Raw genomic sequence first — 14,379 nt, 5'->3', positions numbered from 1 at the left:
CACTGGCCTGAGGGGCTACTTCACCGCCAGCCGCAGGAAGCTCATCACGCTGCCGAGCGCGGCAAAGCCGGCGCCGAGCGCCAGCGCCAATGTCGCGCCGTCGTGGCCCGCGAGTGCGAAGCAGGCCGCGGCGAGTGCCGCGCCCGTGGTCTGTCCCGTCAGGCGCGCCGTCGCGACGATCCCTGAGGCGCTGCCGCTCCTGTGCGGCGGCGCGCTTGACATCACCGCCTTCATGTTCGGCGCCTGGAAGAAGCCGAACCCCATGCCGCAGATCACCATCCGCCAGATGATGTCGGCGATGGCCGGATTGGCCGGCAGCATTGCGAGCAGCGCCATGCCGAGGCCGAGCAGCACGAGCCCGATGCCGCCGAGCAGGCCGACCGCATGGCGGTCGGACAGGCGTCCCGCGATCGGCGCCATGATGCCGACCACCAGCGGCCACGGCGTCATGAAGAACCCGGTCTCGACCTGCGAACGTCCCAGCACGTCCTCGAAATAGAACGGCAGCGAGACGAAGGCGAGGCCCTGCACCGCGAAGGAGCAGACCGCGGTTGCCGCCGACAGCGCGAACATCGGTCGGCTGAACAGATCGATCGGCAGCATCGGTGCCGGATGGTCGGCATGGCGGCGCGTCAGGATGAAGCCGAGCGCGAGGGCCGAGACCAGCTCGATGCCCACGACAACCGGCGACAGGTTGTGTGCCGCGCTGCCGATGCCCGTGATGAACAGGCCGAGGCAGGCTGCGGCGAGCAGCGCGCCGAGAAAGTCAAAGCCATGATCGGCGCGCGGTGTCTTCGGCAGCATCGCAAAGCCGATGCCGATCGCCACGAGACCGAAGGGAATGTTGACGGCGAACAGCCACGGCCACGGGCCGATCGCGAGGATGGCGGAGGCGATCGAGGGCCCGAGGGTGAAGGCGGTCGCGACCACGAGCGCGTTGTGGCCGAAGCCGCGGCCCTGCATCCGGCCGGGATAGACGAAGCGCACCAGCGCCGTGTTGACGCTCATGATGCCGCTGGCGCCGAGGCCTTGCAGCACGCGCGCCACCAGCAGGCTCGGCAGCGACCACGCCACCGCGCAAAGCAGCGAGGCGATGGTGAACAGGATCAGGCCGCCGAGATAGATGCGCTGGTGCCCGACGATCTCGCCGAGCGCGCCCAGCGGCAGCAGCGTCGCGACCAGCGCGATCTGATAGACGTTGACCACCCAGACCGACTGCTCCGGCGTGACATGCAGGTCGGCGGCGATGGCGGGCAGGGCGATGTTGGCGATCGCGGTGTCGAGCGAGGCCATCGCCAGCGCGGTGAAGATGGCGGCGATCGCCCAGCGCCGCTGCGCGGCCGGAAGGCCGTCGGCGATGGGGCGGTCAGGCTCGCGCGCGGCGGCAGGTAACGTGATTGTCATTGCCTTGCGCGGCGCTCCGGCGGTGTGGCTACAGGGACTTTCGGCATGTACTACGGCCGGGCGCGCTGCCACAGGCATATGCTTGCATGCTGTGTATGCGCGAAGCTCAGGCGATGATGCCGTGCGCTGGCGTATGATCGCGCGAGCGGCTGCAATGTCAGGGGATCGCCATGCAAATCGTCGTTCTGCCCGGTGACGGCATCGGACCGGAGATCACTGCCGCGACGTCGGGCGTGCTGCGCGCGGCCTCCGAGCGCTTCCAGCTCGATCTGCGCCTCGAGGAGCACGCGGTCGGGCATGCGAGCCTAAAACAGTTCGGCATCACCGTGCGTCCCGAGCTGCTCGACATCGTCCGCGCCGCCGACGGGCTGATCCTGGGGCCGACCGCAACTTTCGACTTCAAGGACGAGGCGCGTGGCGAGATCAACCCGTCGCGGCATTTCCGCAAGACGCTCGACCTCTACGCCAACATCAGGCCCGCGCGCACCTATCCAGGGCGGCCCGGCCGCCTCGGCGATTTCGACCTCGTCGTGGTGCGCGAGAACACCGAAGGGTTTTATGCCGACCGCAACATGGAGCAGGGCAATGGCGAGATGCTGGTCACGCCTGACGTCGCGATCTCGCTGCGCCGGATCACGCGGGCGTGCTGCGAGCGCATCGCGCACGCCGCCTGCCGTCTGGCGATGAAGCGGCGCAAGCATCTGACCATCGTGCACAAGGCCAATGTGCTGAAGATCGGCGACGGCATGTTCCTCGACATCTGCCGCGAGGCGGCCAGGGCCTATCCCGGCCTCGCGGTCGACGACGTGCTGGTCGACGCCATGATGGCGCATGTGGTGCGCAACCCCGACCGCTTCGACGTCATCGTCGCCACCAACATGTTCGGCGACATCCTGTCCGATCTCACCGCCGAGCTCTCGGGCAGCCTCGGCCTCGGCGGCTCACTCAACGTCGGTGACAGCTACGCCATGGCTCAGGCCGCGCACGGCTCGGCGCCCGATATCGCCGGGCAGGACGTCGCCAATCCGGTGTCGCTGATCCTGTCGACGGCGTTGCTGCTGGCCTGGTACGGCGAGAAGAGCGGGGCGGTGCGCTTTGAGGAGGCCGCGCGCGCGATCGAGGCGGCGGTGGCGAGAGCGATCGGCGAGGGCAGGGCGACGCGCGACGTCGGCGGCAGGCTCGGCACCATCGCGGCGGGTGCGGCGATCGCGGAGATCTTGCAGGCGGAGTGATGTGCCTCTCCCCGCGAGTCCGTCTGTCACCGTGAACGCGGAAGCTGCCCCTCACCCCAACCCTCTCCCCGTAAGAACGGGGCGAGGGAGCACTGCTGTCGCAGTTAGGTCCAAAACAAAAAGTCGAAAAACAACCCCATGCACAGTAGAAAGCCCCTTGATCGATAAGGTGTTTTCGAGCCGCGTCGGCGGCGGCAATCCCGGACGTGATCACGTTGACACGTCGGGCAAAACACCAGCAAGATGACACCCTGGCACCGATCCGCGAAGAGACCCAGCGTGCGCGCCGATATGGCGCGACGGACGCTTCAGCGATGGTCGTCGTCCTTGCCCGACGGATCGTCGGATGACCGCTCGCCGTACTCAGCCCTGAGCTTCGTAAGGATCGACGGCAACGTGTCTTGCTCTGTCGCGGTCGCGTCGTCTCTCTGCCCCCGGAGGCGCCGTAGCTTGCTGCGGAGCACGTCATAGGCTTCCAGAAGGGGCGGGGTCAGTGAGAAGAAGGCGCCGAGCGCGATCGCGATGATCACATGGCGAAGCGAGACGGGGGGATCCTGGTCGGGCGTAGCGTCATTGCGGCGAACCGGCACCGGCGCGAGACCGCCCGTCCTGCGGTCGGTGCCGGACGGCCGCGACTTCCGCGGCGGGATCATGACGATGACAAAAAGGATGTTGAGCAACAGCCAGATGCCCAGAATGATAAGCAGCGTACGCATGAATGATCCCGGGGTAGCACGGCCCGACCAATGGCAATGTGGTTTCGAAACAATGCATTTACAAAGGTAAGGACGCGGCATCGCGGCCTGGTCTCGTCGTCTGCGAAGCCCGCTACGCGACGTTTATCTCAACAAGGTGAGTTAGGCCGGTCTGGTCCCGCTGAATGGATAAATCGAGGGTATCGAATCCCGCCGCCGCCGTGATCCTGCGAAGATCCGCGGCAGAGCGATGAATCAGCTTCCAGTCTGCGATGGCTTCCATCCACACACGAAATGGATTCCCCGAGGCGATATTCGTGAAGACGATCGACCCACCCACCCTGAGAAGGCGGCGACGCAATTCCCCCAGAATGGCAATGATCGTTCGATCATCGAGATATTCGAACAGATAGCCGCAGACGATGACATCGAACGGTCCTTCGTCCTGGACCCGTCGAATCGCCTGCCTCGCGTCTCCGCAGAAGATGTGAACATCGCAATGGCGGCTCAGTCGCTCTTCAGCGAGGGCCAGGGCTTGCTTGTCGGGATCCACGAGAACGACCGTGGATCCCGTAAATCGATGTGGTGCGATCCGGAAGTCGGGACCTCCGCCACAGCCAATTGACAGGATGCGCCCCGGCGTCGTCGCGCACATCTTGAGGTACTGCCACCAGATCCTGTTTCGATGCTGTTGTGCAATGGCGGTGTTGAGTGCGTACCATTGGATCCAGTCGCCGGGATCGGCAGTGGTCGGCAGGCTCGAGCCGGCCGCGAGCAATTCGACTGTTTCGAAATCACCGGGATAGCCCCGTGGCCACTCCTGAAGTCTGCGGACAAACGAGGAGCGGGCGTGGATACGAAGGGCCGGTGCCAGAAGCCTTTGAACATTCGGTGAGTTCCAGGCCGGAGCCGGGAGCTTGGCCAGGGCGCAGCAAAGCGCGTGCATCTGAGAGATCGTTCCGTGCATCGCCGCCGCTGGATCTCTCGGCACCAGCTCAAAAAAACGGCAGAAGTCACCCACCGCCCGATCAAGCTGCTCCAAATCAATTTCCCTGAGCGCTTCGTTCATTGTCGTCCCGATCTCCCATGGTTGGGACGAGAGTGACGAAGGTCGGCCATACGGGCATGACCCAGGTGGGTCATGCCCGCGGAATTGCTTGAGAATTCAACGCCCGCAGGACGTCAACTTGGCCCCGGTGGCAATTGACAGCGGCAGGCAAGTATCAAAGGATTGTTCGAATTTGGAGGATGTTTTTCCCGGGTGATTGGTTTTGATGCGTCTTGATTTCGAACAGTTGGAGCGATCGAAAGCCCGGTTGGGCGAAGCGGTGCTGGACCCCGGCCAGTGGATATCGGTCCTGGAAGACATTTGCTCCGCGGCCGCGACATCAGGTGCGGGCCTGCTCCAGAGTGATGTGCGGACCTCCGATGTCCCCGTGACGCCGTCGGTGAAGGAGGCTTTCCAGGGTTACTTCGCCGCCAACCTTCACGTGGAGGACGTTCGCGCCATCAGAGGTGTTCCGCTGTTGCTGTCCGGCAGGAAGGTTCTGCGCGATCAGGATCTTTTTTCCTGCGAGCGTGAGATGCTCGAAAATCCCCTTTACAGGCATCTTGGACAGCTCGGATTCCAATGGTGGTCTGCGATTTCCTTTCAGGCAGGGCCGGCATTGTGGGCCCTCGCTCTGCAGCGCAAGCGTGAGGAAGGAGCCTTCGAAGAACATGAGTTGAAGGCGTTTGCCTTGCTTTCGGAGGCGCTGACCGAAGCCGCCACGCTGTCCCATGCGGTGGGAAGGCAGGTCTTGTTGGGATCCCTAGGCGCTTTCGACTCGATCAACGAGCCGGCGCTGTCAATGACCAGCATGGGGCGGGTGCTGGAGCTCAATGCTGCGGCGACCGAAATCTTCGACACCGACTTTCGCGTCCATAACAACAGATTGTACATGCGGGACGGCAGGGCAACGCGCGCTCTCGATGCGCGGCTGGCCAACTCCGATCGGGAGCTCCGTCTTCGCCCTGGCAGCCGCATTGGCAACATCATCGTTGCACGGCGGGAGACCAAGCGTCCGATCGTCATCAAGCTATTGCCCGTGCCAGGGGCCGCTCGATCGCCATTTCTGGGGGCGAGGTTCATCCTGACGCTCACGGACCTTGAGGTCGTTCGCAAGTCTGAAATCGAGTTGCTCGCAGCAATCTTTGCGCTGACGGTCGCCGAGGCAAAGGTGGCGCGACTGATAGCGGCAGGATGGTCGCCAGAAATGATCGCAGATGATTTGGCATTGTCCCGGGAAACGGTCCGCAACCAGGTCAAGGCGGTCTTCAGCAAGACGGCGACGCATCGACAGAACGAGTTGGCGGCTCTGATCGGTCAAATGCGCAATCTCTAGCCGCGATGCTCCGCTGTCGACCTTTGGCCGGCGCGTCAGGGCGAACTGATGCCTCCTAGAACTGGTACCTCCGCAGCCCCCCATCCACCGGGATCACCGTGCCCGTGATGTACCGCGCCACGGGTGACGCCAGGAACACCGCTAGGGCGGCGAGATCCTCCGGCTCGCCCCAATAGCCGACGGGAATCTCTTCCTCCGCAAAGCGCTCGCGATAATCCGGCGGGTAGTTGCGGCGGATCTGTTCGCTCATGATGCGGCCGGGCGGGATGCAGTTGATGGTGATGCCGTGCTCGCCGATCTCGCGCGACAGGCCCTTGGCCCAGGCGTGCACGGCGGCCTTGGCAGCGAAGGCGGCGTTCAGGCCTTCCGGCTCGGACTTGCCGGTGATGTTGACGATGCGGCCCCATTTGCGTTCGATCATCTGCGGCAGCAGCGCATGCGCGATGCGGCGGTAGCTGGTGAAGTTCAGCGCGATCGCTTCGTCCCACTTGCTGTCGGGCGCATCGACCGGCAGCGGGCGGCTGCCGCCGGCATTGTTGACGAGGATGTCGACATGGCCGAGCTCCTTCAATGCGAAGGCTGCGATGTTCTCCGCGGCGTCCCCGGTCATCACGTCCTGCTCGAACGGGGTGATAAGCCCACCGCCGACCTCTTTCACCAGCTCGGCGAGCAAGTCGGTGCGTCGCGCCACGCCGACGACGCGCACGCCTTCGGCAGCCAGGCCCTTGGCGATGGCACGGCCGATGCCGATGCTCGCGCCCGTGACGACTGCGGTTTTCGATTTGAGCCCGAGATCCATGGTCAACGCTCTCTTGATTGCTTCTTTGCTTGTTGCTCGTTTCCCGCCCTGTCCCGCCGGCCTTGCGAATTGCCTGAGCGGGACGAGCAGTGGTAACCAAGAGCTTCGGCGAAGGAAACACGAAAAAGAAAAGGCGCGAGCGATGGTCTGGGATCCGCAGCAATATCTGAAGTTCTCTGGCCACCGGCTTCGGCCTGCCGTCGACTTGTTGATGCGGATTCCGGATTTCGCTCCCCGCGAGATCGCCGATCTCGGGGCGGGCGCCGGCAACGTCACGAAGCTGATCAAGGAGCGCTGGCCGGATGCGACCGTAACCGGCGTCGAGGGCTCGGCCGAGATGGTCGCGGCCGGCCGCAAGGCTGCTCCCGACGTGGAATGGACGCATGAAGACCTCGGCCAGTGGCGCCCGGCGAAGCAGTATGACCTGGTCTATTCCAATGCCGCACTGCACTGGTTGCCCAATCATGCGGCACTGTTTCCGTCGGTGATGGAGAAGGTGACGCCAGGCGGCATGCTCGCGGTGCAGATGCCGCGCAACTTCACCGCGCCGTCACATGTGCTGATCGGCGAGACCGCGCTGAACGGACCGTGGCGGACCAAGGTCGAGCATCTCGTGACGCCACCGCCGGTCGAGGGGCCGGCGTTCTATCACGACCTGCTGGCGCCGCTCTCGGCGAACATCGACATCTGGGAGACCGAGTATCTCCAGGTCCTCGAAGGCGAGAATCCCGTGAAGGAATGGACGAAGGGGACCTGGCTGACGCGCTATCTCGATGTCTTGCAGGGCGACGAGAGGGCCGCGTTCGAAGCGGCCTATGGGATGCGCGTCGCAAAGGCGTATCCGAAGAATGCGGCGGGGCAAACGCTGTTCCCGTTCCGGCGTCTCTTCATGGTTGCTCAGCGCAAAGGTTAGGTGCAGTGCCGCAATGCGGCATAAGTGCTCGCTCCCTTGGACTGAAGTGGATGCCGGGTTGCGCATGTCGCGCTCGTCAAGATAACTTGGCTAGCGCAAATTGGGCTTAGGTCTAGTTGTTCGGGTGGCGGATTGCTGCCACTACTGAAATCGGAAAACAAAAAGAACCCGGTTTTAGAGGTTGTTGGGAGGTACCTTCATGCGCAAGCTGCTTCTTGCGGTCGCCGCTGCGGCTGTTCTCTTAACCCCTGCCGTTGTCCAGGCTCAAAGTGCGATCGTCATCAAGTTCAGCCACGTCGTCGCCAACGATACGCCGAAGGGGAAGGGTGCGCTGAAGTTCAAGGAACTCGCCGAGAAATACACCGACGGCAAGGTCAAGGTCGAAGTCTACCCGAACTCCACGCTCTACAAGGACAAGGAGGAGATCGAGGCGCTCCAGCTCGGCTCGGTGCAGATGCTGGCGCCCTCGACCGCGAAATTCGCGCCGCTCGGCATCAAGGAGTTCGAAGCGCTCGACCTGCCCTGGCTGTTCAAGGACGACCAAACCTATTCCAACGCAATGAAGGGCACGGTCGGCAAGTGGCTGTTCCAGAAGCTCGAAGCCAAGGGTATCACCGGGCTCGCTTATTGGGACAACGGCTTCCACATGGTCTCCTCCAATCGTCCGCTGACGAAGCCGACGGATTTCCAGGGACTGAAATTCCGCATCTCGGGATCGAAGGTCGCCGACCAGTATTTCCGCCTCGTCGGCTCGATCCCGCAGATCATGGCGTTCTCCGAAGTCTACCAGGCGCTCCAGACCGGGGTGGTCGACGGTTGCGAGAACACCGCGTCCAACTATCTGACGCAGAAGTTCTACGAGGTGCAGAAGGACATCACCGTGTCCTATCACGCGCATCTGCAATATGCCGTCATCGTCAACTCGAAATTCTGGTCCGGACTGCCGCCCGATATCCGCACCCAGCTCGACAAGGCGATGGCGGAGGCGACCGACTACACCAATTCGATCGCGCGCCAGGAGAACGAGGATGCGCTGGCCGAGATCAAGAAGACGGGCAAGACCACGCTGCATTATCTGACCGATGCCGATCGCAAGGCCTGGCAGGAGGCGATGCAGCCGACTTACAAATGGGCAAAGGGCCGGGTCGGGCAGGAGGTGCTCGATCTCGTCGCCAAGGAACTCGACGTCAAGATGAATTGACGGCCGCGCCCTACCAAGAACATACCGACGGTCGGGGGTGGAACGCACTCCCGGCCGTTGCGCTTGAATGACGAGCCGATGCTGGGGGGACCAAGTTGCTGCGTGTGCTGAATCGGGTGCTCGATCATCTCGAGGAATGGCTGATCGCGACGATGATCGCGGCGGCAACGTCGCTCATCTTCGTCGCGGTGCTGCACCGCTACGGGGCCGGCCTGTCGATCGACATCGCCAAATGGGCGGAAGCCCGCAACCTGGCCTTTCTTGCCGTGCCCGCGCGCGCGGCGTTCAGCTGGCTTGCCTCGCTCGACCTGTCCTGGGCGCAAGAGCTCTGCATCTACATGTTCATCTGGATGGCGAAGTTCGGCGCCGCCTACGGCGTGCGCACCGGCATCCATGTCGGCGTCGACGTGCTCGTCAACATCCTTCCCGGCGGATCGCGCCGTCGCGTCATCACCTTCGGACTGTTGTGCGGTGCGCTCTTCACCGCCATCGTGGGCTATTTCGGCGCCGCCTTCGTCAGCCAGATGTGGCAGACCGGCCAGCAGTCCAACGACCTCGAAGCGCCGATGTGGATGGTGTATCTCACCATCCCGCTCGGCTCCGGCCTGATGTGCTTCCGCTTCCTGCAAGTGGCGTGGTCGTTCTACCGTACCGGCGAGCTGCCGCATCACGACATGGCGGGCGTCGAAGGCGTCGAGGCAGACCCGGTGCATCCGGCCCCGGTCACGCCCAGCCAGGTCGTGCGCGACGAGCGCAGTCCGCTCGGCTGGATCCTGATGCTGCTGCCGGTCCTTATCGTCGCCCTGTGCTTCGCGCATGCGGGCCACGTCATCACGCTGCCGCATGGCCTGCGCGTCTTCATCGTGTTCGCACTCCTGCTCTCGCTGATGCTGACGGGCATGCCGATCTCGATCGCGCTGGGTCTGACCGTGCTCAGCTTCATGTTCACGCTGACCGACGTGCGAACGGAATCGGTGGCGCTGAAGCTGTTCACCGGCATCGAGAATTTCGAGATCATGGCGATCCCGTTCTTCATCCTCGCCGGCAATTTCCTGACCCATGGCGGCGTGGCGCGCCGGATGATCACCTTCGCAACCTCGCTGGTCGGCCATTGGTACGGCGGCCTCGCCCTCTCGGGCGTGGTGGCCTGCGCGTTGTTTGCGGCAATTTCCGGCTCCTCGCCGGCAACCGTGGTGGCGATCGGCTCGGTGATCCTGCCGGCGATGGTCGCGCAGGGATTTCCGAAGCGGTTCGGGGCGGGTGTGATCACGACCTCGGGCTCGCTCGGAATCCTCATTCCGCCGTCGATCCCGATGGTGCTCTACGCGGTCTCGACCAACAGCTCGGTGGGCAAGCTGTTCATCGCCGGCATCGTGCCGGGGCTTGCGCTCGCCACGCTGCTCGGCATGACGACATTCTATCGTGCCTGGCGCAACGACTATCCGCGGATGCGCAAGGCGACGTTCCTCGAACGTCTCGATGCGTTCCGCAAGTCGATCTGGGGCATCCTGCTGATCGTGATAGTGATCGGTGGCATCTACAGCGGCCTGTTCACGCCGACGGAAGCGGCCGCCGTCAGCGCGGTCTATGCCTTCATCGTCGCGGTGTTCATCTACAAGGACCTGAAGCTGCGCGACGTGCCGCGGGTGCTGCTGTCATCGGCGAATCTTTCGGCGATGCTGCTCTACATCATCACCAACGCAGTGCTGTTCTCGTTCCTGATGACCTACGAGAATGTGCCGCAGGCGCTCGCGCAATGGATGATCGACCAGGGCCTGGGATGGATCGGCTTCCTGCTCGTCGTCAACCTGCTGCTGCTGCTGGCCGGCAACGTGATGGAGCCGTCCTCGATCATCCTGATCATGGCGCCGATCCTGTTTCCGGTCGCGATCAAGCTCGGCATCGATCCGATCCATTTCGGCATCCTGATGACGGTCAACATGGAGGTCGGGCTGTGCCATCCGCCCGTCGGCCTCAACCTCTATGTCGCCTCCGGCATCGCCAAGATGGGCATCACCGAGCTCACGGTCGCGGTGTGGCCGTGGCTGTTGACGATGCTGGCCTTCCTCGTGGTGGTGACCTATTGGCCGGGTCTGTCGTTGTGGCTGCCGCGATTGTTGGGGATGTAGCGGAAAGGGAACGTCGTAGCCCGGATGGAGCGCAAGCGTAATCCGGGACTTTCGGCGCCAGGATCGACATCCCCGGATTGCGCTGCGCTCCATCCGGGCTACGCATCGCTCCGCTTCACGCTGGCGCGGTCGACGCTCGACGAAGTGATCGCGAAACTGACGGGCTTTCCGGCAACCCGATGCGCCCCGCCGAGCTGATGGGCCTGATGGACGAATTCCCGAGGATGTTCGAGATCGTCGAGCCGAAGCGGGCGGCGGTGGTGTAGGGCTGCGCCGTTTCTCAGGTCTCCGTCATTGCGAGCGCAGCGAAGCAATCCAGAATCCCTCCGCGGGGACATGCTGGATTGCTTCGCTACGCAATGACGTGTTGATGGAGCGGGCGCTACACGCTCGCGCTGTCGTCCCGGATCTGCGTTTCGCTTGTCCGGGACGACAGTTGTGGTTGGGACCGGCTACTCCGCGCTGCTCACCAGCTTGATCCGCGGCGCCTGTTCCTCGGCGAGGCTGCGATAGGCCGCGAGATAATCCAGCGCCATCCGCCGCGCCGTGAAGCGCGTCTCGAACTGCTTGCGGATGGCGGCGCGATCCAGTTGCGACAGGCGCTTGACGACGCCGGCTGCACTGATGACGTCCTCGACCACGAAGCCGGTGAGGCCTTCGTCGATGATCTCCGGCACCGAGCCGCGGTTGAAGGCGACGACCGGCGTTCCGCAGGCCATGGCTTCGATCATCACGAGGCCGAACGGCTCCGGCCAGTCGATCGGCAGCAGAAGTCCGAGCGCGCCGCTCAGGAAGTCCGATTTCTCGTGATCGCTGATCTCACCGATGAACTCGACCAGAGGATTGTTCTGGATCATCGGCCGGATCAGCTCGTCATAATAATCCTGGTCGGCGCGATCGACCTTGGCCGCGATCTTCAGCGGGATACCGCAATGGGTGGCGATCTTGATGGCGCGGTCGACACCCTTCTCCGGCGCGATGCGGCCGAGCACGGCGAGATATTCCTGCTTCGCCGGCTTCGGCGTCAGCAGGTTCTCGGGCAGGCCGTGGTGGATCGTCGTGACCCAGTTCGCCTGCGGCACCGGCCGCCGCTGCGCGTTCGAGATCGAGATCACCGGCATCTTCGAGAAGGTATTGAACACCGGCTGATGTTCCGGCAGGTCGAGCCGGCCATGAAGAGTGGTCACGAACGGTGTCGGCTGCCGGTGGAACAGCGACCATGGATAGTAATCGAGATGGAAGTGGAGGAAGTCGAACTCCTCGTCGTCACATTTTTGCCGCACGCGCTCCAGGAGCACCATGTGCAGGGCATTGGGGTCGCGCACGGAACCGTCGAGACGGAGCGCCCGCGGCCACAATGCTTCCAGTTTTCCCGAGGTCTGCGAATCGCCGCTGGCGAACAGTGTGACATCGTGTCCAAGGGCCACCAGCTCTTCCGTCAACCAATGCACCACCCGCTCGGTGCCGCCATACAGCTTGGGTGGAACAGCCTCCGTCAACGGAGCAACCTGCGCGATGCGCATCTCACCATCTCCTCTTTGCGAACATGAACGTAAAAAGCCCCCGCGTGTACGGCACCGGCAATGCCAGCCAAGGGAACGTTCCCGCACTTGCGAAGTTCCTTCCCCCAAACGTTACTTATTGGACACGTCCGGTCGTCGTCTCGATGCTGCCATCTCCTCTTCTCACATCGTCCGCATCCGCATGTCGTGATCGCTGGCCGACGGAACCGAGGCGAAGCGGCCGATGTTCAGTCGGATCGGTAACAAAAACTCGAAACAATCTCGCGGGGTCGCAGCCATATGGATCAGCTTTCTGGATACGCGCGCAGGCCATTTGCCTTTGTCTTGCGCTATCTCCGGCGTCGTCTCGCGTCGCATTTGGTGATCCTGACCGCTGTCGTTGCGGCCGTTGCCTGCTCCGTAGGCACGCAGTATGGCGTCAAGTCGCTGGTCGACAGCTTGTCGGCCGGTCCCGCGCATGGCGGCAGCGTATGGCTGGCATTCATTTTCCTCATGTCGCTGATTGCGGCGGACAATTTCCTGTGGCGGGTCGCGAGCTGGACGGCGAGCTTCACCTTCGTCCGTGTCACGGGTGATTTACGCCGTGACATATTTCGTCATCTGACGGGACATTCGCCGAGCTACTTCTCGGACCGGATGCCGGGCATGCTGACGAGCCGGATCACGGCCACCTCGAACGCGGTGTTCACCGTCGAGAACATGTTCGTCTGGAATGTGTTGCCGCCCTGCATTGCCACAATTGCGGCAATCGCGCTGATTGGAACCGTCAGCCCTTACATGGCGCTTGGCCTGATCGTGATCGCCGGCGGCATGGTGATCGCGATGTTCCATCTGGCGGCCGCCGGCAAGCCGCTGCACGACGATTTCGCCGACAAGGCCGCCGTGGTCGATGGCGAGATGATCGACGTCATCAGCAACATGCCGCTGGTCCGCGCCTTTTGCGGCATCAGCCATGAGCACGAGCGGTTCGACACGACGGTGAACCGGGAGCTCACCGCGCGCGGCCGCAGCCTGCGCTATCTGGAGAAGTTGCGGCTCACGCATGCCGGCGTGACCGTGGTGTTGACGGTGGCGCTGATGGCCTGGGCGATCACGCTCTGGCAGCGGGGCGAGGCGACCACGGGCGACGTCGTGCTGGTCTGCACCCTCGGCCTCTCCATTCTCAATGCAACGCGCGATCTCGCGGTGGCGCTGGTCGACGTGACCCAGCACGTCGCGCGCCTGACGGAGGCGATCGCGACGCTCCTGGTGCCGCACGAGCTGCGCGATCATCCGGATGCCGAGCCGCTGGTGAAGAGCGGCGCTGCGATCGCCTTCAACAACGTCACCTTCGGCTATCCCGGCGGCGAGAAGATATTCGAGCGGTTCAGCCTGCGCCTCCAGCCCGGCCAGCGCGTCGGCCTGGTCGGCCAGTCCGGGGGCGGCAAGTCGACCCTGTTCACGCTGCTTCAGCGCTTCTACGACGTCGACGAGGGCAACATCACCGTCGACGGCCAGGACATCTCGATGGTGACGCAGCTGAGCCTGCGCGAGGCCATCTCGGTCGTGCCGCAGGACATTTCCTTGTTTCATCGCTCCATCCGTGAGAACATCCGCTACGGCCGCCCCAACGCGACCGACGACGAGGTGCTGCGCGCGGCGATCGCGGCGCGCTGCGATTTCGTCGAGAGCATGCCGGAGGGCCTCGACACCATGGTCGGCGACCGCGGTGTGAAGATGTCCGGTGGCCAGCGCCAGCGCATCGCGATCGCGCGCGCCTTCCTGAAGGACGCGCCGATCCTGTTGCTGGACGAGGCGACCGCGGCGCTCGACAGCGAGTCCGAGGAGGCGATCCGCGAGGCGCTGTCGCGCCTGATGCGCGGCCGCACCGTGGTCGCGATTGCGCACCGCCTCGCGACGCTGCGCAACTTCGATCGCGTCGTCGTGCTGAAGGCCGGCAAGATCATCGAGGACGGTGCGCCTGATCGCCTGATGCAGGGCCACGGTCCCTACCGTGAGCTGGTGACGCAGGAGATGAGCCGTCTCGCGAAGTTCGCCGCGTAAATCCAACAGTCGCGTGCGCGTTGGTTGCGTTTCGAAATAAGCCGCAGGGGAGCAGC

12 protein-coding genes and 1 pseudogene are annotated in these 14,379 nt (G+C 63.7%); 7 read left to right on the top strand and 6 right to left on the bottom strand.

Annotated features, from left to right (window positions below):
- Window positions 1–15: 15 nt before the first annotated feature.
- Window positions 16–1,404, bottom strand: coding sequence for an MFS transporter (locus GPL20_RS12745; RefSeq protein ID WP_157329816.1), 1,389 nt, complete (start codon window positions 1,402–1,404; stop codon window positions 16–18).
- 170 nt (window positions 1,405–1,574) lie between these two features.
- On the opposite strand from GPL20_RS12745, the gene GPL20_RS12740 reads away from it, so the two are divergent.
- On the top strand, window positions 1,575–2,636 hold the full coding sequence (locus GPL20_RS12740) for an isocitrate/isopropylmalate dehydrogenase family protein (protein WP_157329815.1): 1,062 nt from the start codon (window positions 1,575–1,577) through the stop codon (window positions 2,634–2,636).
- 308 nt (window positions 2,637–2,944) lie between these two features.
- Here GPL20_RS12740 and GPL20_RS12735 read toward each other — a convergent pair whose 3' ends face one another.
- Window positions 2,945–3,352 carry a hypothetical protein gene (locus GPL20_RS12735; RefSeq protein ID WP_157329814.1) on the bottom strand — a complete coding sequence of 136 codons (408 nt, stop codon included), beginning with the start codon at window positions 3,350–3,352 and terminating at the stop codon, window positions 2,945–2,947.
- 112 nt (window positions 3,353–3,464) lie between these two features.
- Complete coding sequence (locus GPL20_RS12730) at window positions 3,465–4,400, bottom strand: class I SAM-dependent methyltransferase (protein WP_157329813.1); 936 nt, start codon at window positions 4,398–4,400, stop codon at window positions 3,465–3,467.
- Window positions 4,401–4,605: 205 nt separating this feature from the next.
- On the opposite strand from GPL20_RS12730, the gene GPL20_RS12725 reads away from it, so the two are divergent.
- The gene (locus GPL20_RS12725; protein WP_157329812.1) at window positions 4,606–5,715 is read left to right on the top strand and encodes a helix-turn-helix transcriptional regulator; all 1,110 of its coding nucleotides are present in this window, start codon (window positions 4,606–4,608) and stop codon (window positions 5,713–5,715) included.
- Window positions 5,716–5,770: 55 nt separating this feature from the next.
- Here the strand turns inward: GPL20_RS12725 and GPL20_RS12720 are convergent, their stop codons facing one another.
- Complete coding sequence (locus GPL20_RS12720) at window positions 5,771–6,514, bottom strand: SDR family NAD(P)-dependent oxidoreductase (RefSeq protein ID WP_157329811.1); 744 nt, start codon at window positions 6,512–6,514, stop codon at window positions 5,771–5,773.
- A 142-nt stretch (window positions 6,515–6,656) separates the two neighbouring features.
- Here GPL20_RS12720 and GPL20_RS12715 point away from each other — a divergent pair, with 142 nt between their 5' ends.
- The 4 genes and pseudogenes from GPL20_RS12715 (at window position 6,657) to GPL20_RS40140 (ending at window position 10,757) form a co-directional block, all read left to right on the top strand.
- On the top strand, window positions 6,657–7,427 hold the full coding sequence (locus GPL20_RS12715) for a methyltransferase domain-containing protein (RefSeq protein ID WP_157329810.1): 771 nt from the start codon (window positions 6,657–6,659) through the stop codon (window positions 7,425–7,427).
- A 199-nt stretch (window positions 7,428–7,626) separates the two neighbouring features.
- Window positions 7,627–8,628: a DctP family TRAP transporter solute-binding subunit gene (locus tag GPL20_RS12710; RefSeq protein WP_157329809.1), complete on the top strand. Its 1,002-nt coding sequence runs from the start codon at window positions 7,627–7,629 to the stop codon at window positions 8,626–8,628.
- 152 nt (window positions 8,629–8,780) lie between these two features.
- A pseudogene (locus GPL20_RS40145) lies at window positions 8,781–9,260 on the top strand (TRAP transporter small permease); the annotation flags it as partial.
- A 216-nt stretch (window positions 9,261–9,476) separates the two neighbouring features.
- Entirely contained in the window at window positions 9,477–10,757 is a 1,281-nt protein-coding gene (locus GPL20_RS40140) for a TRAP transporter large permease (protein WP_246250457.1), read from the top strand.
- A 452-nt stretch (window positions 10,758–11,209) separates the two neighbouring features.
- Here GPL20_RS40140 and GPL20_RS12700 read toward each other — a convergent pair whose 3' ends face one another.
- Both GPL20_RS12700 and GPL20_RS38785 read right to left on the bottom strand, forming a co-directional pair.
- The gene (locus GPL20_RS12700; protein WP_157329807.1) at window positions 11,210–12,280 is read right to left on the bottom strand and encodes a glycosyltransferase family 4 protein; all 1,071 of its coding nucleotides are present in this window, start codon (window positions 12,278–12,280) and stop codon (window positions 11,210–11,212) included.
- 162 nt (window positions 12,281–12,442) lie between these two features.
- Window positions 12,443–12,637 carry a hypothetical protein gene (locus GPL20_RS38785; protein ID WP_167532998.1) on the bottom strand — a complete coding sequence of 65 codons (195 nt, stop codon included), beginning with the start codon at window positions 12,635–12,637 and terminating at the stop codon, window positions 12,443–12,445.
- On the opposite strand from GPL20_RS38785, the gene GPL20_RS12695 reads away from it, so the two are divergent.
- On the top strand, window positions 12,560–14,323 hold the full coding sequence (locus GPL20_RS12695; RefSeq protein ID WP_157329806.1) for an ABC transporter ATP-binding protein: 1,764 nt from the start codon (window positions 12,560–12,562) through the stop codon (window positions 14,321–14,323). The two genes, GPL20_RS38785 and GPL20_RS12695, sit on opposite strands and share 78 nt — an antisense overlap.
- Window positions 14,324–14,379: the final 56 nt, after the last annotated feature.

This window comes from Bradyrhizobium cajani (assembly GCF_009759665.1).
GTDB lineage: Bacteria > Pseudomonadota > Alphaproteobacteria > Rhizobiales > Xanthobacteraceae > Bradyrhizobium > Bradyrhizobium cajani.
Note: the sequence above shows the minus strand (reverse complement) of the source record. Positions and strands in the feature narration are given on the sequence as shown.

What these genes read in the sequence shown, in the direction of transcription:
- GPL20_RS12725 (WP_157329812.1), top strand. Translation starts at nt 4,606, where the DNA reads ATGCGTCTTGATTTCGAACAGTTGGAGCGATCGAAAGCCCGGTTGGGC.
- GPL20_RS12720 (WP_157329811.1), bottom strand. Translation starts at nt 6,514, where the DNA reads ATGGATCTCGGGCTCAAATCGAAAACCGCAGTCGTCACGGGCGCGAGC.
- GPL20_RS38785 (WP_167532998.1), bottom strand. Translation starts at nt 12,637, where the DNA reads ATGCGACGCGAGACGACGCCGGAGATAGCGCAAGACAAAGGCAAATGG.
- GPL20_RS12700 (WP_157329807.1), bottom strand. Translation starts at nt 12,280, where the DNA reads ATGCGCATCGCGCAGGTTGCTCCGTTGACGGAGGCTGTTCCACCCAAG.
- GPL20_RS12715 (WP_157329810.1), top strand. Translation starts at nt 6,657, where the DNA reads ATGGTCTGGGATCCGCAGCAATATCTGAAGTTCTCTGGCCACCGGCTT.
- GPL20_RS12730 (WP_157329813.1), bottom strand. Translation starts at nt 4,400, where the DNA reads ATGAACGAAGCGCTCAGGGAAATTGATTTGGAGCAGCTTGATCGGGCG.
- GPL20_RS12735 (WP_157329814.1), bottom strand. Translation starts at nt 3,352, where the DNA reads ATGCGTACGCTGCTTATCATTCTGGGCATCTGGCTGTTGCTCAACATC.
- GPL20_RS12695 (WP_157329806.1), top strand. Translation starts at nt 12,560, where the DNA reads ATGGATCAGCTTTCTGGATACGCGCGCAGGCCATTTGCCTTTGTCTTG.
- GPL20_RS12710 (WP_157329809.1), top strand. Translation starts at nt 7,627, where the DNA reads ATGCGCAAGCTGCTTCTTGCGGTCGCCGCTGCGGCTGTTCTCTTAACC.
- GPL20_RS12745 (WP_157329816.1), bottom strand. Translation starts at nt 1,404, where the DNA reads ATGACAATCACGTTACCTGCCGCCGCGCGCGAGCCTGACCGCCCCATC.
- GPL20_RS12740 (WP_157329815.1), top strand. Translation starts at nt 1,575, where the DNA reads ATGCAAATCGTCGTTCTGCCCGGTGACGGCATCGGACCGGAGATCACT.